Below are 25,116 nucleotides of genomic sequence, written 5' to 3'. Positions count from 1 at the left end.
CGGGGGCGCAATCGTCAATAATTTGCCCGCAGAACCAGTGAAAGGATGCCTTCCCGTGACCGACACCCTGCCCTCGCTTTCCCCGCAAGACGCGCTTGTCGCGGTCATGGTCGCGGTTTCCGCCTCGGACGAGAATATCCGCACCTCGGAACTGGTCGCGATCGAGCGGATGGTGAACCACATGCCGATCTTCGCCACCTATGACATCGACCGCATCCGCCCCGTGGCGCAGACCGTCTATGCGCTTTTCGAAGAGGAAGAGGGGCTCGAGGCGCTCTTTGGCCTCGTGCGCGCGGCCTTGCCCGAAAAACTGTATGAAACCGCCTATGCGCTGGCCTGCGACGTGGCCGCCGCCGATGGCGTGCTGCACCAGCCCGAGCTGCGGATGCTTGAGGAGGTTCGCGGCGAACTGGCGATCGACCGGCTCCACGCCGTGGCCATCGAGTGGGGCGCCAAGGTGCGCCACGTCAAGCTCTAAGGCTTAAAGGGCCGACCAGCGCTCCAGCAGGCGGCTTTGCAGGATTTTCGAGCGACGGATCCACTCGCGCGAGCCTGCGGGTGTTTCCTGACCGGCCGTGCGGCGGCGCTGGTTCATGTCGGCCGTCATGATCGCAAAGACCAACTGCCGCCCGTTGCGCCCGGTCATGTAGCCTGCCAGCGATGAGGCGAAGTTCAGCGTGCCGGTCTTGGCCGCGATATCAAGCGTCTGGTTCTGGATCTTGCGCCCCGCGTCGTCGCGCAGATCGAAGCCCTTCATCAGATCGCGCAGCCCCATCGCGGGTCCAAGCTGCGCAAGCGCCCGCACCATCTCTTGCGCGGAAACGCGGGTTTCCGCCCCGAGCCCCGAATGGTCGGCGAACTGCCCCCCCGAACCGCCCAGACGCGAGGCGAGCCACTGCCCCATCGAGGCGCCCGATTGGCCGCGGGCCGCTGGCATCCCGCGCGCAACACTTGTCGTCATCCCAACGGCCTCGGCGGTCACATTGGTCGAATATTTCATCATCCCGCGCAGGATGGTCCCAAGCTGCTCCGAGCGATGCTCGACCAGAACCGTGCCGCCTGGCAGATCCCGGACCGATCCGGGCGCGGGCAGCGCGATCCCCTGCGCGCGCGCCAGTGTCTGGAATACGTCGCCCGCATAGGCATCGGGGTTGCGTACCGGCAGCCAACGGCTGCCATGCTTGTTGAGGCCGCTTGCAGCGACCGTCCAATGCTCCTTGCCGCCCGAATTGGCATAGGTGAACAGCGGCGACTTGCGGTTCGCTAGGGCGACCTCGGCGGTGAAGGCCTTGGGTTGAAACCGCTCGCCCCGCGCGTCCATGCCCACCTGCCAGCCTTGCCCGGCGCGGCGCCACTCAAAATGTACGCGGTTGAAGTTCAGGATCAGCCCCGAGATCGCCGGGTTATAGCCGACATGGATCGGCTGATCGCCCGCGATCTCGGGCGCATAGGGCAAGGCCCCTCCCCAGACAAGGAAGCGCCCGCTGACCCCGCGCAAACCGATTGCAGCCAGTCGCGCGGCCATGTCGCCCAGATCGTCGGTCGTCAGCGTCGGATCGCCGCCCCCCGCAAGTACCAGATCCCCCTGAAGTACGCCGCCCGAGATAGGCCCGGTCGCGATCAGCCGGGTGGCGAAGCGATACCCGCCCCCCAGGGCCTCCAGCGCGTAAAGCGAGGTGATCGCCTTAACGGTCGACGCGGGGGGCATGGCCTTCTCGGCGCCACGCGCCTCAAGCTTCTTGCCACTGGCAAGATCGGCCACGACATAGCTGACGTCCCCGCTAAGCCCCCCGATCAGGCCGTCCGCTCCGCCAGCCGCCCAAGAGCCACGCGGGATGGCGCAGGCAAGCGCGCCCGCCCCGAAGATCATCTGACGCCGTGAAAACTGCATCGCTCACTCCGCACCGAAGCCGTCACCCCAGCCTAGCGCGCAAGTTTGCTCGGCTTCAAGCCGTGCCGCGCCAGTCGCCCCGCGCCCGGATCGCGGATGAGGACAGATCGGACATCGGCATATCGACGAAGCACCAGGCGGGCGGCTGCGCCAGCGGCAGGCGGTGCGATTGTTCGGCCGGAAGACGATGCGCGTCAAAGATCCGCGCCGCACGGGCGCATTTCCCGGCCAGACGCGATCCGGGCCGTGCAAGAACCCCCACCGGCACCATCCGCATGATCTCTTGCCAGTTCTCCCAACGGTCGAACTGCACCAGGTTGTCTGCCCCCATCAGCCAGACGAACTGCACGCCGCGATACAACGGCAGCAGGCGCGAGAGCGTTTCGGCCGTGTAGCGCGTGCCCAAACGGACCTCGAGATCGGTGATATCGACACGCGGATCGGGGATCACCTTGCGCGCCTGCGCCATGCGACGGGCCATCGGCGCGGGTCCGCGCACCTTGAGAGGGTTCCCCGGGCTGAGCATCCACCACACCCGGTCCAGCCCGAAATGCCGGATCGCCTGATGGGTGATATGCGCATGGCCTTCGTGGGCAGGATCGAACGATCCACCCAGAATGCCGATCCGCATCCCCGGCGCCGCGATGGGAAAGCCCTGCTTCATGCGCAAGCCCTAACCGATCCACCTCGGGACTGGAAAGAAAAATGTAACACCCCAATGACGTTAGGCGCGCATCCCTTCGGCCGCTGCGCTGGCCGAGGCCAGCGAGCAGCGCCCCTTGCCCAACCGCTTCGACAGGTAAAGCGCCGCGTCCGCATCGGCAAGCATCACCTCGGCCGTCGGTTCGTCGTAATCGGGCGAAAGCGCGACACCGATCGAGGCCGAGATCCGGCAGGTCTGCTCGCCATAGCTGAACGGCTCTTCCAGCCGGGCGATGATCCGTTCGCCAAGCGAGTGGAGGCGATCACGATCGGACGCGCCACGCAACAGAAGCACGAATTCATCGCCTCCGACCCGCGCGACCAGATCGCTTCGGCGGGTCTCTTCCTCAAGCACCCGTGCAACGTTTCGCAAGAGCTGGTCGCCCGCGGCATGGCCAAGCGTGTCGTTGACCGACTTGAAATAGTCCAGATCGACATGGGCCAGCGCGAAGCTTTGCCCGCCGCGCCCAAGGCCCCGGATCAGGCGTTCCAGCGCCAGATCGAAAGCCCTGCGGTTCGCAACCCCGGTCAGCGGATCGGTCTGCGCCTCGCTCAGCGCCGAGCGCCGCGCATCTTCCAGCCGCACGGTCAGGGCGCGCAACTCGTTCAGCACCGTTGCCTTGGCCTCTTGCAGGTAAAGCAGCTCCATCGCCAAGTCCGAGGGTGCGAAATCGGTTTCGGTCAGACCGAACTCGCGCACGGCCTCGGCAAGATGGATCCCGAAGCTTAGGTTCAAAAGCAACCCGTCTGACGCCCCCATCCCGACATCGGCAACCGAGCCGCGCAACGTGATCTCGGGGCGGGCGCGCAGCGACAGGCTGATTCGGCGGCGTCCGTCCAACGCCGAGGCCACCCCCGACCGGCCGGCACGCGCGCAACGCAACCGAAAATGCTGTTCAAACCGCGCCCCCAATAGGCGACCCGGCCCCAGGATCTTGCTGAGCGCCGGTCCAAGGGCGCTGATCCGCCCCTGCGGATCGAGCCACAGGAACATCGGCATCAACTGCCCCAGAGCATCCGGCCCAAGACCGCGCGCCAGGCGCAACCAGTTCTGACAGGCACAGGGAACCGTCATCGCACGCCCCCGACCGGGCGGGCGAGTTCGAACCGCCGCCCCTCGTTGAACGTCGCCTCCAGCAAGACCACCTGCACCGCCTCTTGCCCATCCGCGGTGTCTGCCTGCTCGATCATCGCGAGGGCGCCGTAATCGTCCGCCATCGCCCGCAGCAAGCCGGTCATCACCGCCCCCCACCCGTTGATCGTGCTGCGCACAATCAGAAGAAAGCGGTCAGCCCGCTCGGTGCGCAATGTCAGTTCAGGGAGTTCCAGATCGGGCAGCGTCATCTGGCCACGGCCCTGCAACTCGTCGAGCGATTGCAGAAACTCCCAGTAGTCCTCTCCTCCGAAGCGCAGTAACCGCCGGATCGGCTCGAGCGAGGCGAGGTAGGCACCGATATCCTCCAGCAACGCTCCGCGCGGCTTGTCGAGCGCCTCGATCGAGGCTTGCAGCAAATCCTCGGTCAACTGGTCGTCATAGCGCAGCATCGCCTCGAACCCCTCGGATTCGAAGCCGACGCGCTCGGCCACCTGCAACCATAGCCTTTGGCCGTAATTGGCGCGCAGAAACGCCTGAATCGATTTGTTGATCAAGCCGTGCATGATGCCTCCGTCAAAGAGGCACGTTAGGGCAGGCCCGTTAACAATTCCCCAAGGCGCTCAGGGCGAAACGGTGAACTTCGTGCCGCCGATCTCAAGCGCCATGATGCCCGAAGGAACGAGCGCCGGCGCCTGCCCCGAAAGGGTGTCGATCAGCACATCCGCGGGCAGCGCCCCAGTTCCGCCCAGAGGCACCGCTGCCGTCGTCATCCACCGCTCGCCCTCGGAGCGGAAGGCTTGGGTCTCAAGCACGCCGTCCGGTCGGGCGCGGAAGAAAATCGCTTCGGCGCCCGACACATCGGGCCGGAAGTCAGCCAGCACGAGAACGCAACGCCCATGCCCCGCCGCAGTCTTTGCTGCGCAATCCGCCGCGTAGTCCGGCGAGGTCACGCGCACAAGCTCGATCCAGAGCGCCTCGGGCACCTCGGCGCCCCCCGTCACTGTGGTCACATGGGCGCGGAATTCCTCGGCCTGAGCGGCAAGATCGGTTTCCCCAGGGCCGGGCAGATCATACCGGCTCTCGGCGCTGTCCAGCTGCGCAAGCCGCTTCGCAAGATCGCCCTGCGCGGGGTCCTGCGCCAGTTTCTGCAACTCGGCCAGGGCAGTCTCGCCCGCGTGGCCCCATTCGCGCTTGAACTCCCACAGCGGCAGCTCGGCAAGCGGCAATTCGCCCGCCGCGAACCGCGCCATCTGCGAGCGGGCCGAGATTTTCTCGGGGTTGATGAGCGGCGAGAGCCACAACACCCCAAGCGCAATAAGGGCCAGCGCCATCAGGATATTGGCGCGCCGAACCCAGGCCATCCAGCTCCGCCCGGCCAGCACGCTCAGCGCGTAAAGACCCGCATAACCAAGAACGACCGCCGCCACGGTAGCCGCCATCACCCGGTCGGGCGTCCAGCCGTGGTCTTGCACGCGCAACAAGATCCCCCATCCTGCAAGCGCCGCCAGCACCGGCAGCACCAGCGCAAGCCCGCGCCCCGCCCAACTCAGAAGTGGCCCGTGCACGGCTTCGACATCGTCCTGATCGACCGCGATGGAGACAAGCGAGATCGATGCCCAGGCCATCCCCAGCAAAACACCGCTCGGGGTCAGGCCGCCGAACAGATGCGTCAGCCCGCGCACCGGCAGCGCGGCCAGGAAGACCAGCACCAGCGCCAGCACCACCGGCGTCAGCAGGCGCAGCAAGCGCAGTAACAGGTAGGGCGAGACCATGTCCGACATCTCGGCCACCACCGACAGCCCCAGACCAAGTGCCGCGCCGCAAATCAGCAAGATCACCAGATCCTCGCGCAGTAGATCGGTCAAGAAGCTGATCCCCACCAGCACCAACAGCTCAGCCCCCAACATCAGGACCATCCAGACCACACCGATGAAAAGCCAGGCCGCGCCGTATCGCACGACGATGTTCCAGCTTTCTACAAACAGGACGCGGTAATCTGACCAGCCCTTGCTGCCGGGCAAGCCAGCAGCGATCAGGAACGGCACCGGCAGCGCCCCGATGGCTGCCAGCGCCACGACGGCGTGGCCTGCCGACAGCGTCTGACCCGCCTTGGCGAACCCGAGGCTTTCCCAAAGCGCCAGCAACGTGGCCGCGACGCCGAGCCCCGCCGCGCCAATTATCGCGCGCCGCAGGCCAAGCTCGCTCAGCATCGCAAGCGCACCACCGAAGAACACCACCGAAAAGACGCCGAGCGCGAGCAGCAGGCGCCCCGCCGCGATCTCTTCGTCGATCTTCTGAAGCAACCAGAACGCAAGGCCGCCGGCCATACCCAGCAGAAGATACTGAATTCTCGCCCCGATCATCGCCCGCCTCCCTGCGCTATCGCTTCACGCTAGCCCTTGGGCAGGTGCTTGGCCAGAGGCGCCATCAGCCTCGAAGCGCCGCCCATGCGGCAAGCGCCGAGATGTCCGGCAGGACGACATCGGCAAGTGGCGCAAGAGTGGCCTCGTCGGCGGGGCCGCTCAGCACGCCCACGGCAACCATGCCCGCCGCACGCGCGGCATGCAGATCATGCGGGCTGTCGCCCACCATCGCAATCGTCGCGGGCTCCAGCCCGACTTTGCGCGCGAAGGCCAGCAGCGGCCCGGGCGCGGGTTTCTCGCCATAACCGCTGTCATAGCCCACGATCATATCGAAAAGCTGCACGACCCCGGCTGTTTCGAGATGCGCGCGCGCGGCGGCCTCTGAATCATTGGTGCAGACACCCAGACGCAGCCCCTGCGCCTGCAGCCCGCCCAGACAGGGCGCAAGCGGAACCGCCGCCACCTGCGGCGCCGTCTGCGCGGCGGCGTCGAGCTCGGTCACCAGTTCATCCAGCGCGCGACCCGGAAGATGCGTCAGCAGGTAGCCCGCGACTTCGGCGGGGGTGCCCGCGATCACCGGCGACCCGGCGGCAAAGCGCATCTGCGCGGGCAGAAAGCCAATCGCATCAGCCATCAGGGCCGCGCGTTCGGCATCGCCGTCGCTCAGCCGCTCGATCACGCCATAAGCCCACACCGCCCAGGTGGCGTTGAAATCAAAGAGCGTTCCGTCCTTGTCGAACAGGATCCCTGCGATCCGCGTCATCGTATCCCCTCAGGTCCAGTGCCTCTGATCGCCGCCGCCAAGCACCGCGCGCGCGCCTTGCAGCGCCTCGGGGGGCACGCCCAGATTATTGGCACAGGTAATCACCCAGGCATCGCTTTGCATGAGGAAATCGAGCATCGCGCACAAAAAACCGGGATCAGAGGCCATCGCCCGCACATCGCTTGCCGCAGCCCCCGAGGCGGCCAGGAAAGCGCCAAAAATCTCGTCCTGCCCGGCCAGCCAGCCGAGTGTGCGGATGGCCAGAACCTGCGCCGATTCATGCTGCATTGCCCCTGCCCCCTTGCGGCGTGAAAGAGTTTGTTAACCTTATCCACGCATAGCTACAGGACGTATTGTTTCAGGGTAAGGGAGTTCGGATCGCCATGGCAGGAAAAATCCTGATCGTGGATGATGTTGCGACGAACCGGATCGTGCTGAAGGTCAAACTTTCGGCGGCCCGGTACGATACCGTTCAGGCCTGGACCGGGGCCGAGGTGCTGCGCCAGATCGCGCAGGAGGCGCCCGATCTTCTGCTTCTGGACATGAACCTGCCCGATATCGACGGCATCGCGCTGTGCCGTCGGATCAAGACGCACCCGACAACCGCCACTCTCCCCGTGATCGTCCTCAGCGCATCACCGACGCCAGAGGACAGGCTGGCGGCCTTGCGCGCGGGTGCTGACGATTTCATGGCCAAACCCGTAGACGAAAGCATCCTGATGGCGCGGCTGCGCAGCCTGCTGCGCGCCCGCGAGGCCGAGCAGGACCTGCGCGCCGGAGAGGCCGCCTGCCGCGACTGGGGCCTAGCCGAGCCCTCGTCGCATTTCACGCCCGCAGCGCGGATCGCTGTCATCGCGCCGGATCGCGAAACAACGTCGCTGTGGACCGGTGCGCTGGCACGGGACCTGCCAAACGACTGGATCGAGAGCATGACCGCCGGCGAGGCGCTCGACCAAACGGCGGCGCGGGCGCCAGACGCCTATGTGATCGCTATCGACCGAGCTCAACCCGGCGACGGGCTGCGTCTGATGTCCGAGTTGCGCTCGCGCGCGCAATCGCGCAACTCGGTGGTCTGTGTCGCGGCGGAACGGGGCGACAGCGATACGATTGTCATGGCGCTCGATCTGGGCGCCGACGACGTTCTGCCTGTCAAGATCGCTCAGCCCGTGCAAGCGCACGAGGCCGCGCTGCGCCTTTCGACGCATCTGGACCGCAAGCGTATGCGCGACCGCAAACGGAATTATATCGCGGATGGTCTGAGGCTTGCGATGACAGATTCCCTGACTGGGCTCTATAACCGCCGCTTTGCCTTGCAACGGTTGGGTAGCCTTGCCGATCAGGCAAGGACCAGCGGACAGGCCTTCGCGCTCATGGCGCTTGACCTCGACCGTTTCAAGGAAATCAACGACACCTTCGGTCATGCGGCGGGCGACGCTGTCCTGACCGAGGTCGCTCAGCGCCTGCGCAATTGCCTTCGAGAGCAGGATCTGCTGGCGCGCTTCGGCGGGGAGGAGTTCCTGATCGCCCTGCCCGAAACCTCCTTGGCACAGGCCGAGGCGATCGCCTCGGCGATTTGCAGCGCGATTGAGGCCACGCCTTTTTCGCTGCCGGGCGATGCCGGGAGTGTCACGGTCACGATTTCCGTGGGCGTGACGACAAGCCATGGCACCGATCCGGTTGCAGCGGCTCTGGACGCTGCGGATCAGGCGCTCATGCGCTCCAAGCGCGAGGGGCGCAACCGGGTGACCACCGCCTCGCGCAGCAGCGCCGCCTGAGGGCTTAGCGATCCCGCGGCGCCATCCGGCTATGATCGAAGCCCTCACGCAGCCGCTCGGCAAAGGCGCGACGTTCTTCGGGCTGCATCTGGTCGAGCCGCTCGATCATCAGCCGCTCGCCAATGCCGATCCGGCCCAGGGTCCGTTCCCTGTAGCGGCCAATCATCGCCTCTACGGCGCTGCGATCCCAGGGGTCGGCCTCCAGAGCACCAATGAGGGCGTCGAGATCCTCGCGCGCGTCGCGCCGCATGGCGCGGAAGCTCAGCCCCTCGGCTTCGGCGGCGCGGCGCAGCGCCTCGCGGTCGTTGCGCGAAAAGGCGCCGGTGAAGGGCCCCAGATTGACCTCTTCGACCTCGGGGCGCGGCGGATGGCGCTCATGCCCCAGAATGCCGCCCACGACGACACCCGCAACCAGCAGGTTCAGCGTCAGCGACACGCCCAGCAACACGCGCACCCAGGTCGGAGTGCTCTTCGCCGGTTTGGCATTGGTCGTTTCCTGCGTCATCGCTCCCCCGTCATTCCGCGGCCAGGGCCAGAAGGTCCCCGTCCGGCAAGAGATTAACCGTCCCGAGCGTCTCCGCCGAGGCGAAATAAACCCCCGACAGCGCGTCGATCCGATCGACCCCGACAAAACCGATCCAGGCGCCGGCAAGCGTTGCCGTCACCATACCGCCCAAGGCAGGCCAGCCGCCAACCAGGTCGGCGAAGCGCGCGAACAGCCCCATGCGCGGCGTGGGCGCCGCCGGGGCTGCGAACCCGGCCTGCACCGCCTCGGAATCGTTCAGCACACGCGCAAGAAACGCGCCCGAGGGCTCGGGCAGATCGTTTCGGGCGGCTGCAAAGAAATCGTCGAGCGCCAACCCTTTCGCCTTTTCGTCAGTCATGACCATACCCCAATTCTTCCCGTCGCCCCTCCAGCAGGGCTGCCAAGGCGCGCTTTCCACGCGCCGTCAAACTTTCTACGGCCTCGACCCCGATTTCCATCGCTGCTGCGATCTCGGGGTTCGAAAGACCTTCCAGATGGCGCAGGATCACCGCCTGCCTTTGCCGCGCGGGCAACTGATCAAGCGCCAGTTGCAGCGCGGCGGCGCGATCCTCGTCGATCATCCGATCAAGCGCCGAAGCCGCCCCGTCGGCCACCTCAGGCGCCTCGTCCAGCCCCACACCGCGACGGCGGCGCAGGCGATCCGTGGCCAGATTGGTCACCACGCGGTAAAGCCAGGTCGAAACCTTCGCCTCACCCTGCCGCCACTCGGGCGCGATCTTCCACAAACGCAACATGGCTTCCTGCGCGAGATCCTCTGCCTCGGCCCGGTCGCCGAGCATCCGCAAGGCGACTCGAAAGGCCAGCGGCCCCATGCGCAGGGTCAGCGAACGCGCCGCCGTGGGGTCTCCATTGCCATAGAGAACCAGCAAAGCCTCGTCCGAGGCGTCGGAAAGCGCGTCGAATGCCATGTCCATACTCGTCCCCGCCTAGCCCGAATCCCGGGCAAAGGCAATTTGGACAACCGGCCCGAGGCTGTGCCCCGGGCCGGGCCATTCTCAGTTCCCTTGCGGGTTCATCATCCAGCGCTGGCCCATCATGCCATCCTGCTGGCCGCCATGACGCCCGCCACCCATGTGGCCGCCCATATGCTTGCCTTCATGACCATGGCCGCCGCGTTCGCCGCGCCCCATCATGCCGCCCTGCATCCGGACCTTGGCCGCGGCGAGTTCGTCCTTGCCAAGCGCGCCGTCGCCGTTGGCATCGAGACGCTCGAACATCATCATCGGCATCTCGGGCATCGCCAGTTCGGCCGCAGAGAGCATACCGTCACCATCCGCATCCTGAGCCGCGATACGCGCCTTCACGCGCTCTTCCACGCGCAACTGGACGCGGCGCATATCGGCGGCGACCAGTTCCTCGGCGCTCAGCTTGCCATCGCCATTGGCATCCAGCGCAACCGCGTCAGCCGTGCGCTTGGCGGCGATTTCTTCCTTGGTGACTGTGCCGTCACCATCTGCATCGAAGCGGTCGAACATCATGCCCATCGGGCCATCGTCCATATCTGCACCGCCCATTGGCCCCATCATCCCGGCGCCGCCCATCGGGCCTGCGCCCATGGCGCCCGCGAACGGCCCCTGCCCCATCGGGCCAGTGCCATTCTGCATCTGCGCCTGCATCGGGGGCTGGCCATTCAGCTGCTGCGCCACGACCGGCACCGCGGCAAGGGCCGTCCCGGCCAGCAAAACTCCGACAAGAGCGTGCTTGATGCTGCGTTTCATCGTCTTTCTCCTGTTTCCTGCGGCGCGTCCTGCGCTGCTCACATCAGTCCAAACGCCGATCTTTCGGGTTTCCGTCGCAACACGGGGCCGCTCACTCAAGCGTGAACGCATTGCCCGCTGCGCTTAGGCTTTGCTTCTGCCCCGCATTCAGCCGATAAAGGCGCAAAGGGAGAAAACGATGATCGCAGCAAGCCACGAAACCGAGGACGACCGCCCCATCGGCGCCGCCATCCGCCGCGGCCTGATGTGCCGCTGCCCCGCCTGCGGCAAGGGCGATCTGCTTGAAGGCTATCTCAAGGTGCGCGCGTCCTGCCCCGATTGTGGCGAGGTGCTGGAGCATCACCGCGCCGACGACGGTCCGGCCTATCTGACGATCCTGATCGTGGGTCACCTGATGGCGCCGCTGATGCTGTGGTTCTTCGTTGCGTTCCGCCCTGCCCCCCTGACCATGATTGCGATCTTCCTGACCGGCACGGTTGCGCTGTCGCTGGCGCTCCTGCCGCGCATGAAGGGGGCGATTGTCGCGATCCAGTGGTCGCGGCGGATGCACGGGTTCGGCTCCGGTGAGGTCGTGCATGACTGAGGCGGCCCTGGCAGCGCCCTCGCCCGACAAGACGGCAATCCGCCATGCAGCGACGGTTCTGGTGGTGCGCCGCGACGGCCCCGGCGCACCGCGCGTTCTGATGGGGATGCGCGGTGCTGGCGCGGCCTTCATGCCGTCGAAATACGTCTTCCCCGGAGGCGCACTGGATCAGGGCGATGCCGCGATCCCCTTCGGCAGCCCTCTGAATGCCACCTGCGCGCGGCGTCTGGATGTCGAGGCCCCCGCCCAGATCGGCCACGCCCTTGCGGCGGCTGCCGTGCGCGAGCTGTGGGAAGAGACCGGGCAGATCCTCGGCACGCGCGGCGACTGGCCCGGCGCACCGCCCGCCGACTGGACGGGTTTTGCCGCGCAGGGCATGACCCCCTCGGCCGCGCCGCTGCATTTCGTGTTCCGCGCGATTACGCCTCCGGGCAGGCCGCGCCGCTTCGACGCGCGTTTCTTCCTGATCGACGCCGCCGATCTGTCCACCGACGCCGAGGATTTCTCACGCGCCTGCGACGAGCTTTCGCATCTACATTGGGTGCCGATGGCAGAGGCCCGCGCGCTGAACCTGCCCTTCATCACCGAGGTCGTGCTGGCCGAGGTGCAGGCCCTGCTAGCCGAGTCGGGCGCGCAGATCGCGCCCCCCGCCAGCGTGCCCTTCTTCGACAACTCGGGCTCGCGGTCGGTATTCCGGCGGATCGACTAGGCCGACTGCGCCAGCACGATCGCGATCAGCGAGGCCACGACAAGGGCGATCCCCGCCCCCTCGCGCGGACTCAGCCTCTCGCGGAAGACCAGCACGGAGACGAGCAGGGTAAAGACGATCTCGACCTGGCCAAGAGCACGCACATAGGCCGCGTTCATCAGCGCAAACGCCGTGAACCATCCCGCCGAGCCTGCAACGCCCGTCACGCCTACCCAGATCGTGCGCCGCCAGGCCCGGATCACGCGCCCAAGCTCGCCCGGCTCGGCCAGACGCAGGTAAAGCGCCATGCCAAGGCTTTGCGCGAAGGTCACGCAGGCCAGCGTCACGATTGCGCGGGTGAAGAAGGCGGCGGGCATCAGCTCCAGCGTCGCGCCGCGATAGCCGATGGACGAGAGGCCAAAGAGCCCCCCTGCCAGCACGCCATAAACCACCGCACGCGCCGAAAAGGCCGTGCCGCGCGGTGTGCGCGACAGCAAAAGCACGCCCACCAGCCCAAGCGCGATCCCGGCCCAGCCAAGCGGCGTCACGGCCTCGCCCAGAACCAGTACCGAGAAGGCGGCGACCTGAACCGTCTCAGTCTTGGTGAAGGCCACGCCCACGGCGAAATTTCGCAGTTTGAACAGGGCGACCGTCAGGAAGGTCGCGGCGACCTGCGCGGCGCCTCCGGCCAGCGCGAAAGCCCAAAAGCGCGGCCCGGGCACAGGCACCTCGGCCCCCGTCACCACAAGGGTGAGCACCGCCGCCAACGCAGCAATCGGCGCCCCGAAGAGGAACCGCGAAAAGGTCGCGCCGCCGGTCGAAAGGCCGGTCCCGGTCAGCCGCTTTTGCAGCATGAAGCGCAGGGTCTGCACGGCAGCTGCCGCCAGCGTGACCCAGACCCAAAGCAGCGTCACCGCCCGATCCGCCGCGGATCATACCCGTTGAAGGTAAGAACCTCTTGCGCGGCGGCCATCAGATCGGCACGCGGCGGAAGTTCGCGCGTGACGATCATCCCGAACTGCCCCTCCGGCGTGCCAAGGACGGCGATGCGGTAATCCTGATCAACCCAGAGCACCCAGACCGGCGCCCGCCCGAACCCCGCGTCTGGCGCAAAGCGCGCGCCGGGGCCGGTAATGACCGCGCGGCCCGACAGATGCGCGGGGCGCGTGCCCGCGCAGTCGATCCCGCTAAGCGCATAGGCGCCGCGCCCGTCAAACGCCCAGTCCTGCGCGGCGCCCGCACAGCCCGGAACGCCGCTTGCCGCGACATACCAGCGCCCCGCGAAGCGCGCCGGATCGAAGACCACCGCCGACGAGATCATCGCCTCGCGGTTACGCAGGGTCAGCTGCGGCTGCGGTTCGGCACAGGCGGCCAGCAGGCACAAAAGCGCCGGGATCAGTCGACGCATTCGGTCACCCGCAGCCCACCACTCGTGATCACCTCATTGCAGCCAACCAGCGGCTTGACCGGCGCGCAGGTCATCGAGCGCGCAAGACACGCGCTTTCGCAATCGCGCGCGGTGCGGCAGTTTTCGCCGCCATCGCGGGTGCGGTTCAGGCAAAACCGCGCGCTGCCGTCAGATTTCCACTCGCCACCGCGCTTCTCGCAGGCGGCCTGCTCCAGCTGCATCAGCGACTCGCCCACGGCTTCCAGCTTGCCGTCATCGGGCTTGCACCCGACCAGCAACGCCGCCGCGGCCATGGCAAGGGCAAGCGCGCGCAAATCAGAACGGCATCGGATGCGCATGATGCGTCCTTTCGATCTCGCGCAGCAGATCGCCCGGCAGCTCTAACCCCGCCGCATCGAGCGACTTGTCCAGCTGTTCGACCGAGGTCGCCCCGATGATCGGCACAATTGGGAAGGGACGGCTCAGCGTCCAGGCCACGGCCATCGTCACCGGATCAAGCGCCGCCTGCCGCGCCAGCGCAACGTAGTGATCGGCGATATCGAACGCCCGCGCGTTCGAGCGCCCGCCCAACTCGCGCACGATCGACCGGCGCGAGCCTTCGGGCACGGCGCCGCCCGAATACTTGCCGCTCAGCATCCCCACCGCCAGCGGCGAATAGGCCAGCAGCGTAACCTGCTCATGCAGGCCCAGCTCGGCCAGGTCGGTATCGTAAAGGCGGCACATCAGCGAATATTCGTTTTGGATCGAGGCCACGCGCGGGCCATACCCAGCCTCGGCCAGCCGCAGCCACTGCGCCGTGCCCCATGCGCTTTCGTTCGACAGGCCGAAGTGGCGGATCTTGCCCTCCGCCACCAGCGCCTGAAGGGTTTCGAGACAGGCGACCATGTCGGCCTCGATTGCCTCTTTCGGTGCCTGCTTGTTCGGCGCGAATTTCCAGTTCTGGCGGAAGTGGTAGCTGCCCCGGTTCGGCCAGTGGAACTGGTAGACGTCTATATAGTCGGTCTGCAAACGCCGCAGCGAGCCTTCGACCGCCAGCCGGATCGACGCGGGCGAGATCGGCGCGCCATCGCGCACGGCCCGCAGCCCCTCGCCCGAGACCTTGGTCGCCAGAACGATCTTATCTCGCTGCCCATGGCCCGCGAACCAGGTGCCGATGATCTCTTCGGTGCGGCCGCAGGTTTCTGCGCTGACCGGGTTGACCGGATACATCTCGGCCGTGTCGATGAAATCCACCCCGCGCGCGACGGCACGGTCAATCTGGGCGTGGCCCTCGGCCTCGGTGTTCTGCGTGCCCCAGGTCATCGAGCCCAGACACAGCTCGGACACCATCAGGCCAGTGCCGCCAAGCTCTACCTTGCGCATCATCTACTCCTCGATCCGGTTTGGGCGCGACCCTGCCACAGGGGCCGGGCAAGGGAAAGGGGGCGGGGTCACTCGACCAGGTCGATCAGGTCGGCATAACCCGCCTCGGCCATTTCCTCGAGCGGGATGAACCGCAGCGAGGCAGAGTTGATGCAGTAGCGCAAGCCGCCCTCTTCGACCGGGCCATCCTCGAACACATGGCCCAGATGGCTGTCGCCATGGGTCGAGCGGACCTCGGTGCGCACCATCCCATGGCTCGTGTCGTCCAACTCGCGGATATGCTCGGACAGGATCGGCCGCGTGAACGAGGGCCAGCCACAGCCCGACTCATACTTATCCGCCGAAGAAAACAGCGGCTCGCCAGAGACGATATCCACATAGATCCCGCGCCGCTTATTCGAGACGAACTCGCCCGACCACGGCCGCTCGGTGCCATTTTCCTGCGTGACTCGGTATTGCTCGGGGGTCAGGCGCGCCAGAGCCTCGGGGGTCTTGCGAAATTCCGTCATGGGTTCCTCCTGTTCCGCTTTCCCGACAGATAGGGGCCGCAGCGCATAGGGAAAGCCCCACCCCGCGCCTGCGCTAGTCGCGTGTCGATTTCACAGAAAATCCATGGCCAGGGTGTTGACACCTTGGGGAAGGAATGCCTAACTCCTGCGCCGTTAGCACTCGCCATCGCTGAGTGCTAAAAGTTTAGGACCTGGAACCTTAGGGAGTGACCCAGATGGCATTCAAACCGCTTCATGACCGCGTGCTGGTCAAGCGCGTGCAAAGCGAAGAAAAGACCAAGGGCGGGCTGATCATCCCCGACTCGGCGAAAGAAAAGCCGGCTGAAGGCGAAATCGTCGCTGTCGGCGAAGGCGCGCGCAAGGATTCGGGCGAGCTGATCGCACCCTCGGTCAAAGTTGGCGACCGCGTGCTGTTCGGCAAATGGTCGGGCACCGAAGTGACCCTCGACGGCACCGAAATGCTGATCATGAAAGAATCCGACATCATGGGGATTATCTCGTAATTCTTACGAGAACCCTCTGATCTCTAACGATATTCCAAGTCAAGGAGCCAAGCAAAATGGCAGCCAAGGACGTGAAGTTCTCGACCGACGCCCGTGACCGTATGCTCAAGGGCGTGAACATCCTCGCCGATGCGGTGAAGGTGACCCTGGGCCCGAAAGGCCGCAACGTCGTTATCGAAAAGTCGTTCGGTGCCCCGCGCATCACCAAGGACGGCGTTTCGGTCGCCAAGGAAATCGAACTGTCGGACAAGTTCGAAAACATGGGCGCGCAGATGGTGAAAGAAGTCGCCTCGCGCACCAATGACGAGGCTGGCGACGGCACCACCACCGCGACCGTTCTGGCCCAGGCCATCGTGCGCGAAGGCATGAAGGCGGTTGCCGCCGGCATGAACCCGATGGATCTCAAGCGCGGCATCGACCTGGCCACCGCCAAGGTCGTCGAGGCCATCAAGGCCGCTGCCCGCCCGGTGAAGGACTCGGACGAAGTCGCCCAGGTTGGCACCATCTCGGCCAACGGCGAAGCCACCATCGGCCGCTTCATCGCTGACGCGATGCAGAAGGTCGGCAACGAGGGTGTCATCACCGTCGAAGAAAACAAGGGCATGGAGACCGAAGTCGAAGTCGTCGAAGGCATGCAGTTCGACCGCGGCTACCTGTCGCCCTACTTCGTGACCAACCCCGACAAGATGATCGCGGATCTCGAAGACTGCTACATCCTGCTGCACGAGAAGAAGCTCTCGTCGCTGCAGCCGATGGTTCCGCTGCTCGAAGCCGTGATCCAGTCGCAAAAGCCGCTGCTGATCATCGCCGAGGACGTGGAAGGCGAAGCGCTGGCCACCCTCGTGGTCAACAAGCTGCGTGGCGGCCTCAAGATCGCTGCCGTCAAGGCTCCGGGCTTCGGCGACCGCCGCAAGGCCATGCTGCAGGACATCGCGATCCTGACCGGCGGCCAGGTGATCTCGGAAGACCTCGGCATGAAGCTTGAGAACGTCGGCATCGACATGCTCGGCCGCGCCAAGAAAATCGCGATCTCGAAAGAGAACACCACCATCGTGGACGGCGCTGGCGACAAGGCCGAGATCGAAGCCCGCGTGGCTCAGATCCGCACCCAGATCGAGGAAACCACCTCGGACTACGACCGCGAGAAGCTGCAAGAGCGCGTGGCCAAGCTGGCTGGCGGCGTGGCCGTCATCCGCGTTGGCGGCATGACCGAAGTCGAAGTGAAAGAGCGCAAGGACCGCGTTGACGACGCGCTGAACGCGACCCGTGCGGCCGTTCAGGAAGGCATCGTTGTCGGCGGTGGCGTTGCTCTGGTTCAGGCTGGCAAGCAGCTCGACGGCCTCAAGGGCGCCAATGGCGACCAGGAAGCCGGTATCGCGATCGTCAAGCGCGCGCTGGAAGCTCCGATGCGCCAGATCGCCGAGAACGCTGGCGTTGACGGTGCCGTCGTTGCCGGCAAGGTCCGCGAGTCCTCGGATCTGGCCTTCGGCTTCAACGCTCAGACCGAAGAATATGGCGACATGTTCAAGTTCGGCGTCATCGACCCGGCCAAGGTGACCCGCACCGCGCTGGAAGATGCGGCCTCGGTTGCTGGCCTGCTGGTCACCACCGAATGCATGATCGCCGAGAAGCCCGAGCCGAAAGCTCCGGCCGGTGGCATGCCCGACATGGGCGGCATGGGCGGCATGATGTAATCATCCCCCCAAGGGAAACGAAAAGGGCGCCTCCGGGCGCCCTTTTTGCTTTGGTGGCTGCCTACGCGCTGCCGCCAGAAGCCCGCTACCACCGAGCAGGCCGGCGCCAGAGGCATAGCCCATACGCTTGCGCGCGCAGGCGCTGCCCGACCATCGCGGCCGTCAGGGCGTAGGCACCCGGCACAAGCGCGACAACAACGGTCGAGCTGGCCATCAGGATCAGGAACTGCGGCAGGAACGCCATGTAGAACAGAATGGCCTTGGGGTTGAGCACCCCGGTCAGAAACCCGGCGCGGAAGCTTGTGGCCGCACGCGGTAGCCCCTCTAGCTCACGCTCGACAAGCGATCGCGCGGCTAGGATCTGAGCGCAGCCGAGATAGGCCATATAGGTTACGCCAGCCCACTTAAGAGCCACAAAGGCCAGGCTGGACGCCGCAAGCACCATCACCACCCCGAGGTAAGCCACCGTCATCACGATCAGCCCTCCGGCAAGATCCCCAGCGATACAGCTGAGCGCCGCGCAGCGGCCTCTGGTCAGTGACTGACTGATGATCATCAGCACGCTCGGGCCGGGTATGACCGAAATGACGCTATAGGCGAGCACATAGGAAATCCAGCTTTCCCAGGTCATCGCGGCCCTCCCCTTTAAGGTGCCACGATAAGAGGCAGATTCACGGGGCTGGGCAATATGCGGCACGAAACAGTGCCGCAAAGAAAAAGGCCCCGGTTCGCACCGGGGCCTTTTCGCATAGCTTAAAGCCGTTCTCAGGCGTTGATATGGGCGCCAAGGGCTTCCATATCCGACAGCATCTTGACCGCGGCATCCGCCACCGACGGATGGGCCACGTCAACGACTTTCTTCGCCTCGGCCATCATCTCGGCGTGGATCGCGGCGGTCAGTTCCGCCTTCGGCACACCGCGCTCGGCCAGAACGCTCACACCTTCGGCACTGATCTCGGCGAAGCCGCCGGTCACCGCATATTCCGCGGTGCCTTCGGGTCCGACGACGGTCAGGATGCCGGGGCGCAGGGTCGTGATCAGGGCCGAGTGACCCGGCATCGCGGTCAGGTCACCTTCAGCGCCCGGGATCCGCACCTCGCGCGCCTGGACGGAAGCGAGCTTCCGTTCAGGGGAGACGAGGTCGAACTGCATCGTATCGGCCATGGATCAGCCTCCTTACGCCGCAGCGGCGAGTTTCGCGGCCTTGGCGATCACTTCGTCAATACCGCCGACCATGTAGAAGGCCGCTTCCGGCAGGTGGTCGTATTCGCCAGCCACAACAGCCTTGAACGACTTGATCGTGTCTTCCAGCGGAACCTGCACACCGTCCGAGCCGGTGAACACTTTCGCCACGTCGAACGGCTGCGAGAGGAAACGCTGGATCTTACGGGCGCGAGCCACGGTCAGCTTGTCCTCTTCCGACAGTTCGTCCATGCCGAGGATGGCGATGATGTCCTGCAGCGACTTGTAGCGCTGGAGGATACCCTGGACTTCGAAGGCGACCTTGTAGTGCTCTTCACCCACGACGGCCGGGTCCATCAGACGCGAGGTCGAGTCGAGCGGGTCCACGGCCGGGTAGATGCCGAGTTCCGAGATCGCACGCGACAGAACGGTCGTGGCGTCGAGGTGGGCGAACGAGGTGGCCGGAGCCGGGTCGGTAAGGTCGTCGGCCGGAACGTAGATGGCCTGCACCGAGGTGATCGAGCCAGCGTTGGTCGAGGTGATGCGTTCCTGCAGCGCGCCCATGTCGGTCGCCAGCGTCGGCTGGTAGCCCACGGCCGAAGGAATACGGCCGAGAAGTGCCGACACTTCCGAACCCGCCTGGGTGAAGCGGAAGATGTTGTCCACGAAGAACAGCACGTCCGTACCCGACTGGTCGCGGAACTGCTCGGCCAGGGTCAGACCCGACAGAGCCACGCGCATACGAGCGCCCGGCGGTTCGTTCATCTGGCCGTAGACCAGGGCCACTTTCGACTCTTCGAGGTTGTCGGGGACGATAACGCCCGATTCGATCATCTCGTGATAGAGGTCGTTGCCTTCACGGGTCCGTTCACCAACGCCCGCGAACACCGAGAAGCCCGAGTGCACTTTGGCGATGTTGTTGATCAGTTCCATGATCAGAACGGTCTTGCCCACGCCGGCGCCGCCGAACAGGCCGATCTTGCCGCCCTTCGAGTAGGGAGCCAGCAGGTCGATAACCTTGATGCCGGTGACCAGAATTTCCGACGCGGTCGACTGCGACGCGAATTCCGGGGCGGGCTGGTGGATCGCACGGTGCTCCGACGCGACAACCGGGCCCTTTTCGTCCACCGGCTCGCCGATGACGTTCAGGATGCGGCCGAGGGTCGCGTTGCCGACCGGCACCGAGATCGGTGCGCCGGTGTCGATCACTTCCGCGCCGCGCACGAGGCCTTCGCTGGCGTCCATGGCGATGGTGCGGACGGTGTTTTCACCGAGGTGCTGCGCAACTTCCAGCACCAGTTTCTTGCCGTTGTTTTCGGTCTCGAGCGCGTTCAGAATCGCGGGCAGGCCGTCTTCGAACTGGACGTCCACGACGGCGCCGATGACCTGGGTCACTTTGCCTTTGCTTGCCATTGTCTTCTATCTCCGGTTCCGTCAGAGCGCCTCGGCGCCCGAAATGATTTCGATAAGCTCGTTGGTGATCACGGCCTGACGCGAGCGGTTGAACTCGATCGTCAGCTTGTCGATCATGTCGCCCGCGTTGCGGGTGGCGTTGTCCATCGCCGACATCTGGGCCCCGTTGAACGAGGCGTTATTCTCCAGAAGGGCGGCGAAGATCGCCGTTGCGACACCGCGCGGCAGAAGGTCTGCCAGGATCGCTTCCTCGCTCGGTTCGTAATCATAGAACGCCGAAGCGCCAGCGGCATCGGCCTCCTCGAACTGGGCAGGAATGATCTGCTTCGCGCTCGGCACCTGCGAGATCACGGATTCGAAGCGCGAGAAGAAGATCGTCGCGACGTCGAATTCGGCGGCTTCGAAACGGTCCAGCAGATCGCGGGCGATCTTCTGGGCATCCACGTAGCCGATTTTCTTGATCTCGGAGAGATCGACGTGAGCCACGAAATACTGGCCCAGGTCGCGGCGCATCGCGTCGCGGCCCTTCTTGCCGACGGTCAGGATCTTCACCGTCTTGCCTTGTGCCAGCAGCTCGTTGGCCCGAGCCCGCGCGAGTTTGGCGATGTTGGCGTTGAAGCCACCGCAAAGCCCGCGCTCACCGGTCATCACCACCAGAAGGTGGGTCTGATCCGAGCCCGTCCCGGCCAGAAGCCGGGGCGCGCTGTCGGAGCCGCCCACCGAGGCGGCAAGCCCCGACATGACGGCATTCATACGCTCGGCGAAGGGCCGGGCGCTCTCGGCGGCTTCCTGGGCGCGGCGCAATTTTGCGGCCGCGACCATCTGCATCGCCTTGGTGATCTTGCGAGTGTTCTTAACACTCGTGATCCGGTTCTTTAGGTCCTTAAGGCTGGGCATTTCCCTGTCCTTTCAGGCCAATCAAGCGAAGGTCTTGGCGAAATCTTCGATCGCGGCTTTGAGCTTCGCCTCGGCGTCACCTTTGATCTTCGGATCGTCGTTGGTGATCCAGTCGAGCACGTCCTTGCGGTTGCTGCGCAGATAGGCCAGCAGGCCCTTCTCCCAGCGGCCGACGTCTTTCACCGGAACGGCGTCCAGGAAGCCGTTGGTGCCCGCGAAGATGACCGCGACGATTTCCGCGTTGGTCAGCGGCGAGTACTGCGGCTGCTTCATCAGCTCGGTCAGGCGCGCACCGCGGTTCAGCAGCTTCTGGGTTGCGGCGTCGAGGTCCGAGCCGAACTGGGCGAAGGCCGCCATTTCACGATACTGAGCCAGTTCCAGCTTAACCGGGCCGGCGACCGACTTCATGGCGTTCGTCTGAGCCGACGAACCCACGCGCGACACCGACAGACCGGTGTTCACGGCCGGGCGGATACCCTGGTAGAACAGTTCGGTTTCGAGGAAGATCTGACCGTCGGTGATCGAGATCACGTTGGTCGGAATGAAGGCCGACACGTCGCCGCCCTGGGTTTCGATGACCGGAAGAGCGGTCAGCGAGCCAGCGCCGAAGTCTTCGTTCAGCTTCGCCGAACGCTCCAGCAGACGCGAGTGCAGGTAGAAAACGTCGCCCGGATAGGCTTCGCGGCCCGGCGGGCGGCGCAGCAGCAGCGACATCTGACGGTAGGCAACGGCCTGCTTCGAGAGGTCATCGTAGATGATCAGGGCGTGGCGGCCCGAGTCACGGAAGTACTCGGCCATTGCGGTCGCAGCGTAGGGCGCCAGGAACTGGAGCGGAGCCGGGTCCGAAGCGGTCGCGGCGATGATCGTGGTGTATTCGATCGCGCCGGTTTCCTCGAGCTTCTTCACGAGCTGAGCCACGGTCGAACGCTTCTGACCAACGGCGACGTAGAAGCAGTGCAGCTTCTTCTCGGGGTTGGCGTCGTTGTAGACCTTCTGGTTCAGAATGGTGTCGAGCGCGATCGCGGTCTTGCCGGTCTGACGGTCGCCGATGATCAGTTCGCGCTGGCCACGGCCAACGGGGATCATGGCGTCAACCGACTTGAGGCCGGTCGCCATCGGTTCGTGAACCGATTTACGCGGAATGATGCCGGGGGCCTTCACGTCGGCCACGCGACGCTCGGTCGCCGCGATCGGGCCTTTGCCGTCGATCGGGTTGCCGAGGCCATCGACGACGCGGCCGAGCAGGCCTTCACCCACCGGAACGTCCACGATGGAGTTGGTGCGCTTGACGGTGTCGCCTTCTTTGATGTCACGGTCCGAACCGAAGATAACGATACCGACGTTATCGACTTCGAGGTTCAGCGCCATCCCGCGGATACCACCGGGGAATTCCACCATTTCACCGGCTTGGACGTTGTCGAGCCCGTGCACACGGGCAATACCGTCACCGACCGAGAGCACGCGGCCCACTTCGGCAACTTGGGCGTCCTGCCCGAAGTTCTTGATCTGCTCCTTGAGGATAGCAGAGATCTCAGCTGCTTGGATGCCCATTATCCGACCTCTTTCATGGCGTTCTGGAGGGAAGCGAGTTTCGCCTTGACCGACGTGTCGATCATCCGCGAGCCCAGCTTTACGATCATGCCGCCGATGAGGCTTTCATCCACGGCAATGTTCAATTTGACGGACTTGCCCGTCTGCGACTGAAGCGTGGCCGCCAGTTTGTCGGCCTGCGCTTTCGAGAGGGCCGAAGCGGCGATAACCTCAGCGGTCACCTCACCTTTTTCTTCGGCGATCGCGGCGGCCAGCGCGGAAAGCAGCTGGGGCAGCGCGAACAGACGGCGCTTGGCCGACATCAGCTGCAGACCGTTGGCAAGCGATGCCGAAAGGCCCATTTTCGCGGCGAGGGCACCCACAGCGGCACCCTGGTCATCGCGCGAGTAAACCGGCGAGGCGATCAGCTCACGCAGATCGCTCGATTCGGCCAACGCGGCACGAAGCGCATCCACATCAGCCTCGAGCGCGGCAAGCGCCCCGGCCTCGCGGGCGAGTTCAAAAACAGCCGTGGCATAGCGCCCGGCAATGGCTGCGGAAATCGAAGCTGGTTCGGACACGTCCACCCTTCCGATGCTCTTGCCCCCACTCCCCTACCAGAGGCGGAGAATGCGGAGCTTCCCCTAGCGCATGGGTGCTCCCACACACCTTATATCGGCCCCGCGTGTAGCAGAGCATCCCTCCCCTCGCAACCGTCTTGCACAAGAGAATGTGAATGCAAGACATGCTATTTGCATCCCACCGCCTTTCGTTAGCGCAAAGCCTTGAAAAGTTCCGGCGCTAACGGAAAAAAGCCCAAGGTGACGCTAGCGTCAACACGGTGGATTCCCTCGGGTGATTCACGCAGCGCAGCAGCGGCGTCGAGGTCGCCGCCCGTCGCTCAGATCGGGTCGGCAGCGGGTTTGACCGCCCCTTCGAGGATAGACAAGGGCTTGCGAACGGCGGCGCCCAGACCGGGCCTGCGCGGTGCATGGACCTGCTTGGAAACTTCCAGCATGACCACACCCGCCGCCAGAATGCCCGCCGCGCGCGATCCCAACCGCTCCCACATGGCGACCGAGCGCAGCCAGAAGCGACGGTGCGATGGAGGTATATAGAGTGCCGCGGCATGGCGCTCGGGCACGAAGCCTGCGCGCCGCACCTGCGCATCGAGCTGGCTGATCGTATAGGGCCGCCCGAAACCGAAAGGTGTCGTTTCGCGTGGCGCCCAGAGGCCGCTGCGGTTAGGCACGATCATCAGGGCCTTGCCGCCGGGGCCAAGCACGCGCCAGCATTCCTCAAGCAGAGCATCGGGATGGTCAGAGGTCTCAAGCCCGTGCATCACCACCAGCCGGTCTACCATCCCGGTTTCCAGCGGCCAGCGGGTCTCGTCGCACAGCACGGACACATTGGGCATCCCGGCGGGCCAGGGCATCACCCCCTGCTGCGAGGGCATCAGCCCGATCACCCGCCGCGCGGGTTCCAGATAGGGGCGCAGCAGCGGCACGGCGAAGCCGAACCCCGCCACGGTCTGCCCCGTCATCTCGGGCCCGGCGGGCCAAAGCGTCTGCACCCGGTCCCGCACAGCCTTCTGCGCCGCCCGCCCAAGCTGGGTGCGGTAGTAGAAATTGCGCAGATCAAGCACGTCGAGGTGCATTGCGGTTCCGGCCTCCTTGGGCGAAGCTTGGTCAGAATAGACAAAGCGACACGAAACGCCATGGCCCTTGAACTTGTGATCCTGCCCTGCCTCGCGGACAATTACGCCTATCTGGTCCGCGACCCGTCGACCGACACGATCTTTGTCGTCGATGTGCCCGAGGCCGCGCCCATCCTGACCGCGTTGAGCACGCGGGGGTGGAAGCTCAACCAAATCCTGATCACGCATCACCACAATGATCATATCGCCGGGGTCGAGGCCTTGGCGCAGGCAACCGGTGCCCATGTGATCGGCGCAGAGGCCGATGCGCATCGCCTGCCCCCGCTTGATATCATGGTCGCGCCCGGCCAGAGGCTGCCGATCGGGATGCAGAAGGTCGATGTGATCGACGCGGGCGGGCATACGCTTGGCCATGTCGCCTATCATTTCCCGGCCGCCGGGCTGCTGTTCTCGGGCGACAGCCTCATGAGCTGGGGCTGCGGGCGCCTGTTCGAGGGCACGCCCGCGCAGATGTTCGATAGCCTCGCGCGCCTTTCCGCGCTGCCCGATGACACACTGGTCTGCTCGGGGCATGAGTATACTGAGGCGAACGGCCGCTTTGCGCTGAGCCTTGAACCCGAGAACCCCGCCCTGCTGAGCCGTATGGCCGATGTGCGCGCACGCCGTGCCGAGGGGCAGCCGACCGTTCCCGCGACGCTCGCGTTGGAAAAGGCCACCAACCCCTTCCTGCGCAGCGACGATGAAAAGCTGCGCGCGGCGATGGCCCTGCCCGCCGATGCCAGCCCCCTTGCCACCTTCACCGAAGCCCGCGCCCGCAAGGACCGCTTCTGAGCCA

The 25,116-nt window shown here is 65.4% G+C and carries 30 protein-coding genes; 7 read left to right on the top strand and 23 right to left on the bottom strand.

What is annotated here, in order from left to right; genetic code table 11:
* Positions 1 to 55: 55 nt before the first annotated feature.
* Positions 56 to 478 (top strand): tellurite resistance TerB family protein, encoded by a 423-nt coding sequence (locus LZA78_RS17085; protein WP_233678108.1) that lies wholly within the window; start codon positions 56 to 58, stop codon positions 476 to 478.
* A 3-nt stretch (positions 479 to 481) separates the two neighbouring features.
* On the opposite strand, the gene dacB is transcribed toward LZA78_RS17085, so the two are convergent.
* From dacB to LZA78_RS17050, 7 genes are all read right to left on the bottom strand, one after another.
* Entirely contained in the window at positions 482 to 1,891 is a 1,410-nt protein-coding gene (gene dacB, locus LZA78_RS17080; RefSeq protein WP_233678107.1) for a D-alanyl-D-alanine carboxypeptidase/D-alanyl-D-alanine endopeptidase, read from the bottom strand.
* A gap of 55 nt (positions 1,892 to 1,946) precedes the next feature.
* Positions 1,947 to 2,555 carry a nicotinate-nucleotide adenylyltransferase gene (locus LZA78_RS17075; RefSeq protein ID WP_233678106.1) on the bottom strand — a complete coding sequence of 203 codons (609 nt, stop codon included), beginning with the start codon at positions 2,553 to 2,555 and terminating at the stop codon, positions 1,947 to 1,949.
* 60 nt (positions 2,556 to 2,615) lie between these two features.
* Positions 2,616 to 3,668, bottom strand: a complete 1,053-nt coding sequence (locus LZA78_RS17070) for a GGDEF domain-containing protein (RefSeq protein WP_233678105.1) — start codon at positions 3,666 to 3,668, stop codon at positions 2,616 to 2,618.
* The gene (locus LZA78_RS17065; RefSeq protein ID WP_233678104.1) at positions 3,665 to 4,252 is read right to left on the bottom strand and encodes a heme NO-binding domain-containing protein; all 588 of its coding nucleotides are present in this window, start codon (positions 4,250 to 4,252) and stop codon (positions 3,665 to 3,667) included. The genes LZA78_RS17070 and LZA78_RS17065 overlap by 4 nt, the downstream gene beginning before the upstream one ends.
* 57 nt (positions 4,253 to 4,309) lie before the next feature.
* Positions 4,310 to 6,052: a DUF4153 domain-containing protein gene (locus LZA78_RS17060; protein ID WP_233678103.1), complete on the bottom strand. Its 1,743-nt coding sequence runs from the start codon at positions 6,050 to 6,052 to the stop codon at positions 4,310 to 4,312.
* Between the two features lie 64 nt (positions 6,053 to 6,116).
* A complete protein-coding gene (locus LZA78_RS17055; RefSeq protein ID WP_233678102.1) occupies positions 6,117 to 6,815 on the bottom strand; it encodes an HAD family hydrolase in 699 nt (232 codons plus the stop codon).
* A gap of 9 nt (positions 6,816 to 6,824) precedes the next feature.
* Complete coding sequence (locus LZA78_RS17050) at positions 6,825 to 7,103, bottom strand: DUF3572 domain-containing protein (RefSeq protein ID WP_233678101.1); 279 nt, start codon at positions 7,101 to 7,103, stop codon at positions 6,825 to 6,827.
* Between the two features lie 95 nt (positions 7,104 to 7,198).
* Here LZA78_RS17050 and LZA78_RS17045 point away from each other — a divergent pair, with 95 nt between their 5' ends.
* Positions 7,199 to 8,590 carry a diguanylate cyclase domain-containing protein gene (locus tag LZA78_RS17045; RefSeq protein WP_233678100.1) on the top strand — a complete coding sequence of 464 codons (1,392 nt, stop codon included), beginning with the start codon at positions 7,199 to 7,201 and terminating at the stop codon, positions 8,588 to 8,590.
* 4 nt (positions 8,591 to 8,594) lie between these two features.
* Here the strand turns inward: LZA78_RS17045 and LZA78_RS17040 are convergent, their stop codons facing one another.
* From LZA78_RS17040 to LZA78_RS17025, 4 genes are all read right to left on the bottom strand, one after another.
* Positions 8,595 to 9,095 carry a periplasmic heavy metal sensor gene (locus LZA78_RS17040; RefSeq protein WP_233678099.1) on the bottom strand — a complete coding sequence of 167 codons (501 nt, stop codon included), beginning with the start codon at positions 9,093 to 9,095 and terminating at the stop codon, positions 8,595 to 8,597.
* A gap of 10 nt (positions 9,096 to 9,105) precedes the next feature.
* On the bottom strand, positions 9,106 to 9,474 hold the full coding sequence (locus LZA78_RS17035) for a hypothetical protein (protein WP_233678098.1): 369 nt from the start codon (positions 9,472 to 9,474) through the stop codon (positions 9,106 to 9,108).
* Positions 9,467 to 10,051, bottom strand: coding sequence for an RNA polymerase sigma factor (locus LZA78_RS17030; RefSeq protein WP_233678097.1), 585 nt, complete (start codon positions 10,049 to 10,051; stop codon positions 9,467 to 9,469). The genes LZA78_RS17035 and LZA78_RS17030 overlap by 8 nt, the downstream gene beginning before the upstream one ends.
* A gap of 81 nt (positions 10,052 to 10,132) precedes the next feature.
* On the bottom strand, positions 10,133 to 10,855 hold the full coding sequence (locus tag LZA78_RS17025) for an EF-hand domain-containing protein (RefSeq protein WP_233678096.1): 723 nt from the start codon (positions 10,853 to 10,855) through the stop codon (positions 10,133 to 10,135).
* Between the two features lie 178 nt (positions 10,856 to 11,033).
* Between LZA78_RS17025 and LZA78_RS17020 the strand changes: the two genes are divergently transcribed.
* Complete coding sequence (locus LZA78_RS17020; RefSeq protein WP_233678095.1) at positions 11,034 to 11,438, top strand: DUF983 domain-containing protein; 405 nt, start codon at positions 11,034 to 11,036, stop codon at positions 11,436 to 11,438.
* Positions 11,431 to 12,147, top strand: a complete 717-nt coding sequence (locus LZA78_RS17015; RefSeq protein ID WP_233678094.1) for an NUDIX hydrolase — start codon at positions 11,431 to 11,433, stop codon at positions 12,145 to 12,147. Before LZA78_RS17020 ends, LZA78_RS17015 begins: the two co-directional genes overlap by 8 nt.
* On the opposite strand, the gene LZA78_RS17010 is transcribed toward LZA78_RS17015, so the two are convergent.
* From LZA78_RS17010 to msrB, 5 genes are all read right to left on the bottom strand, one after another.
* Positions 12,144 to 13,040 carry an EamA family transporter gene (locus tag LZA78_RS17010; RefSeq protein WP_233678093.1) on the bottom strand — a complete coding sequence of 299 codons (897 nt, stop codon included), beginning with the start codon at positions 13,038 to 13,040 and terminating at the stop codon, positions 12,144 to 12,146. The genes LZA78_RS17015 and LZA78_RS17010 overlap by 4 nt on opposite strands.
* Complete coding sequence (locus LZA78_RS17005; RefSeq protein WP_233678092.1) at positions 13,037 to 13,534, bottom strand: lipocalin/fatty acid-binding family protein; 498 nt, start codon at positions 13,532 to 13,534, stop codon at positions 13,037 to 13,039. Before LZA78_RS17005 ends, LZA78_RS17010 begins: the two co-directional genes overlap by 4 nt.
* Positions 13,522 to 13,872, bottom strand: a complete 351-nt coding sequence (locus tag LZA78_RS17000) for a hypothetical protein (RefSeq protein ID WP_233678091.1) — start codon at positions 13,870 to 13,872, stop codon at positions 13,522 to 13,524. The genes LZA78_RS17005 and LZA78_RS17000 overlap by 13 nt, the downstream gene beginning before the upstream one ends.
* A complete protein-coding gene (locus LZA78_RS16995; RefSeq protein WP_233678090.1) occupies positions 13,850 to 14,896 on the bottom strand; it encodes an aldo/keto reductase in 1,047 nt (348 codons plus the stop codon). Before LZA78_RS16995 ends, LZA78_RS17000 begins: the two co-directional genes overlap by 23 nt.
* A gap of 68 nt (positions 14,897 to 14,964) precedes the next feature.
* Positions 14,965 to 15,405: a peptide-methionine (R)-S-oxide reductase MsrB gene (msrB, locus tag LZA78_RS16990; RefSeq protein WP_233678089.1), complete on the bottom strand. Its 441-nt coding sequence runs from the start codon at positions 15,403 to 15,405 to the stop codon at positions 14,965 to 14,967.
* A gap of 215 nt (positions 15,406 to 15,620) precedes the next feature.
* Here msrB and groES point away from each other — a divergent pair, with 215 nt between their 5' ends.
* Positions 15,621 to 15,908, top strand: a complete 288-nt coding sequence (gene groES / locus LZA78_RS16985) for a co-chaperone GroES (RefSeq protein ID WP_218630959.1) — start codon at positions 15,621 to 15,623, stop codon at positions 15,906 to 15,908.
* A gap of 56 nt (positions 15,909 to 15,964) precedes the next feature.
* Positions 15,965 to 17,602 (top strand): chaperonin GroEL, encoded by a 1,638-nt coding sequence (groL, locus tag LZA78_RS16980; RefSeq protein WP_233678088.1) that lies wholly within the window; start codon positions 15,965 to 15,967, stop codon positions 17,600 to 17,602.
* 85 nt (positions 17,603 to 17,687) lie between these two features.
* On the opposite strand, the gene LZA78_RS16975 is transcribed toward groL, so the two are convergent.
* The 7 genes from LZA78_RS16975 to LZA78_RS16945 form a co-directional block, all read right to left on the bottom strand.
* Positions 17,688 to 18,233 carry a LysE family translocator gene (locus tag LZA78_RS16975; protein ID WP_233678087.1) on the bottom strand — a complete coding sequence of 182 codons (546 nt, stop codon included), beginning with the start codon at positions 18,231 to 18,233 and terminating at the stop codon, positions 17,688 to 17,690.
* Positions 18,234 to 18,367: 134 nt separating this feature from the next.
* Positions 18,368 to 18,766, bottom strand: a complete 399-nt coding sequence (locus tag LZA78_RS16970; RefSeq protein WP_233678086.1) for a F0F1 ATP synthase subunit epsilon — start codon at positions 18,764 to 18,766, stop codon at positions 18,368 to 18,370.
* 12 nt (positions 18,767 to 18,778) lie between these two features.
* Positions 18,779 to 20,197: a F0F1 ATP synthase subunit beta gene (atpD, locus tag LZA78_RS16965; RefSeq protein ID WP_233678085.1), complete on the bottom strand. Its 1,419-nt coding sequence runs from the start codon at positions 20,195 to 20,197 to the stop codon at positions 18,779 to 18,781.
* 21 nt (positions 20,198 to 20,218) lie between these two features.
* Positions 20,219 to 21,094, bottom strand: coding sequence for a F0F1 ATP synthase subunit gamma (locus tag LZA78_RS16960; RefSeq protein ID WP_233678084.1), 876 nt, complete (start codon positions 21,092 to 21,094; stop codon positions 20,219 to 20,221).
* A 21-nt stretch (positions 21,095 to 21,115) separates the two neighbouring features.
* Positions 21,116 to 22,645 (bottom strand): F0F1 ATP synthase subunit alpha, encoded by a 1,530-nt coding sequence (gene atpA / locus LZA78_RS16955; protein ID WP_233678083.1) that lies wholly within the window; start codon positions 22,643 to 22,645, stop codon positions 21,116 to 21,118.
* Positions 22,645 to 23,205 carry a F0F1 ATP synthase subunit delta gene (locus LZA78_RS16950; RefSeq protein WP_233678082.1) on the bottom strand — a complete coding sequence of 187 codons (561 nt, stop codon included), beginning with the start codon at positions 23,203 to 23,205 and terminating at the stop codon, positions 22,645 to 22,647. Before LZA78_RS16950 ends, atpA begins: the two co-directional genes overlap by 1 nt.
* Before the next feature lie 320 nt (positions 23,206 to 23,525).
* Entirely contained in the window at positions 23,526 to 24,281 is a 756-nt protein-coding gene (locus tag LZA78_RS16945) for a class I SAM-dependent methyltransferase (protein WP_233678081.1), read from the bottom strand.
* 60 nt (positions 24,282 to 24,341) lie between these two features.
* Between LZA78_RS16945 and gloB the strand changes: the two genes are divergently transcribed.
* Complete coding sequence (gloB, locus tag LZA78_RS16940; RefSeq protein ID WP_233678080.1) at positions 24,342 to 25,112, top strand: hydroxyacylglutathione hydrolase; 771 nt, start codon at positions 24,342 to 24,344, stop codon at positions 25,110 to 25,112.
* The last annotated feature ends 4 nt before the right edge of the window (positions 25,113 to 25,116 follow it).

The organism is Rhodobacter flavimaris (assembly GCF_021378075.1).
Taxonomy (GTDB): Bacteria; Pseudomonadota; Alphaproteobacteria; order Rhodobacterales; family Rhodobacteraceae; genus Rhodobacter; species Rhodobacter flavimaris.
Note: the sequence above shows the minus strand (reverse complement) of the source record. Positions and strands in the feature narration are given on the sequence as shown.

Excerpts from the sequence above, each read along its gene's own strand:
- dacB (WP_233678107.1), bottom strand. The coding sequence starts at position 1,891 with ATGCAGTTTTCACGGCGTCAGATGATCTTCGGGGCGGGCGCGCTTGCC.
- LZA78_RS17075 (WP_233678106.1), bottom strand. The coding sequence starts at position 2,555 with ATGAAGCAGGGCTTTCCCATCGCGGCGCCGGGGATGCGGATCGGCATT.
- LZA78_RS17070 (WP_233678105.1), bottom strand. The coding sequence starts at position 3,668 with ATGACGGTTCCCTGTGCCTGTCAGAACTGGTTGCGCCTGGCGCGCGGT.
- LZA78_RS17065 (WP_233678104.1), bottom strand. The coding sequence starts at position 4,252 with ATGCACGGCTTGATCAACAAATCGATTCAGGCGTTTCTGCGCGCCAAT.
- LZA78_RS17060 (WP_233678103.1), bottom strand. The coding sequence starts at position 6,052 with ATGATCGGGGCGAGAATTCAGTATCTTCTGCTGGGTATGGCCGGCGGC.
- LZA78_RS17055 (WP_233678102.1), bottom strand. The coding sequence starts at position 6,815 with ATGACGCGGATCGCAGGGATCCTGTTCGACAAGGACGGAACGCTCTTT.
- LZA78_RS17050 (WP_233678101.1), bottom strand. The coding sequence starts at position 7,103 with ATGCAGCATGAATCGGCGCAGGTTCTGGCCATCCGCACACTCGGCTGG.
- LZA78_RS17045 (WP_233678100.1), top strand. The coding sequence starts at position 7,199 with ATGGCAGGAAAAATCCTGATCGTGGATGATGTTGCGACGAACCGGATC.
- LZA78_RS17040 (WP_233678099.1), bottom strand. The coding sequence starts at position 9,095 with ATGACGCAGGAAACGACCAATGCCAAACCGGCGAAGAGCACTCCGACC.
- LZA78_RS17035 (WP_233678098.1), bottom strand. The coding sequence starts at position 9,474 with ATGACTGACGAAAAGGCGAAAGGGTTGGCGCTCGACGATTTCTTTGCA.
- LZA78_RS17030 (WP_233678097.1), bottom strand. The coding sequence starts at position 10,051 with ATGGACATGGCATTCGACGCGCTTTCCGACGCCTCGGACGAGGCTTTG.
- LZA78_RS17025 (WP_233678096.1), bottom strand. The coding sequence starts at position 10,855 with ATGAAACGCAGCATCAAGCACGCTCTTGTCGGAGTTTTGCTGGCCGGG.
- LZA78_RS17020 (WP_233678095.1), top strand. The coding sequence starts at position 11,034 with ATGATCGCAGCAAGCCACGAAACCGAGGACGACCGCCCCATCGGCGCC.
- LZA78_RS17015 (WP_233678094.1), top strand. The coding sequence starts at position 11,431 with ATGACTGAGGCGGCCCTGGCAGCGCCCTCGCCCGACAAGACGGCAATC.
- LZA78_RS17005 (WP_233678092.1), bottom strand. The coding sequence starts at position 13,534 with ATGCGTCGACTGATCCCGGCGCTTTTGTGCCTGCTGGCCGCCTGTGCC.
- LZA78_RS17000 (WP_233678091.1), bottom strand. The coding sequence starts at position 13,872 with ATGCGCATCCGATGCCGTTCTGATTTGCGCGCGCTTGCCCTTGCCATG.
- LZA78_RS16995 (WP_233678090.1), bottom strand. The coding sequence starts at position 14,896 with ATGCGCAAGGTAGAGCTTGGCGGCACTGGCCTGATGGTGTCCGAGCTG.
- msrB (WP_233678089.1), bottom strand. The coding sequence starts at position 15,405 with ATGACGGAATTTCGCAAGACCCCCGAGGCTCTGGCGCGCCTGACCCCC.
- groES (WP_218630959.1), top strand. The coding sequence starts at position 15,621 with ATGGCATTCAAACCGCTTCATGACCGCGTGCTGGTCAAGCGCGTGCAA.
- groL (WP_233678088.1), top strand. The coding sequence starts at position 15,965 with ATGGCAGCCAAGGACGTGAAGTTCTCGACCGACGCCCGTGACCGTATG.
- LZA78_RS16975 (WP_233678087.1), bottom strand. The coding sequence starts at position 18,233 with ATGACCTGGGAAAGCTGGATTTCCTATGTGCTCGCCTATAGCGTCATT.
- LZA78_RS16970 (WP_233678086.1), bottom strand. The coding sequence starts at position 18,766 with ATGGCCGATACGATGCAGTTCGACCTCGTCTCCCCTGAACGGAAGCTC.
- atpD (WP_233678085.1), bottom strand. The coding sequence starts at position 20,197 with ATGGCAAGCAAAGGCAAAGTGACCCAGGTCATCGGCGCCGTCGTGGAC.
- LZA78_RS16960 (WP_233678084.1), bottom strand. The coding sequence starts at position 21,094 with ATGCCCAGCCTTAAGGACCTAAAGAACCGGATCACGAGTGTTAAGAAC.
- atpA (WP_233678083.1), bottom strand. The coding sequence starts at position 22,645 with ATGGGCATCCAAGCAGCTGAGATCTCTGCTATCCTCAAGGAGCAGATC.
- LZA78_RS16945 (WP_233678081.1), bottom strand. The coding sequence starts at position 24,281 with ATGCACCTCGACGTGCTTGATCTGCGCAATTTCTACTACCGCACCCAG.
- gloB (WP_233678080.1), top strand. The coding sequence starts at position 24,342 with ATGGCCCTTGAACTTGTGATCCTGCCCTGCCTCGCGGACAATTACGCC.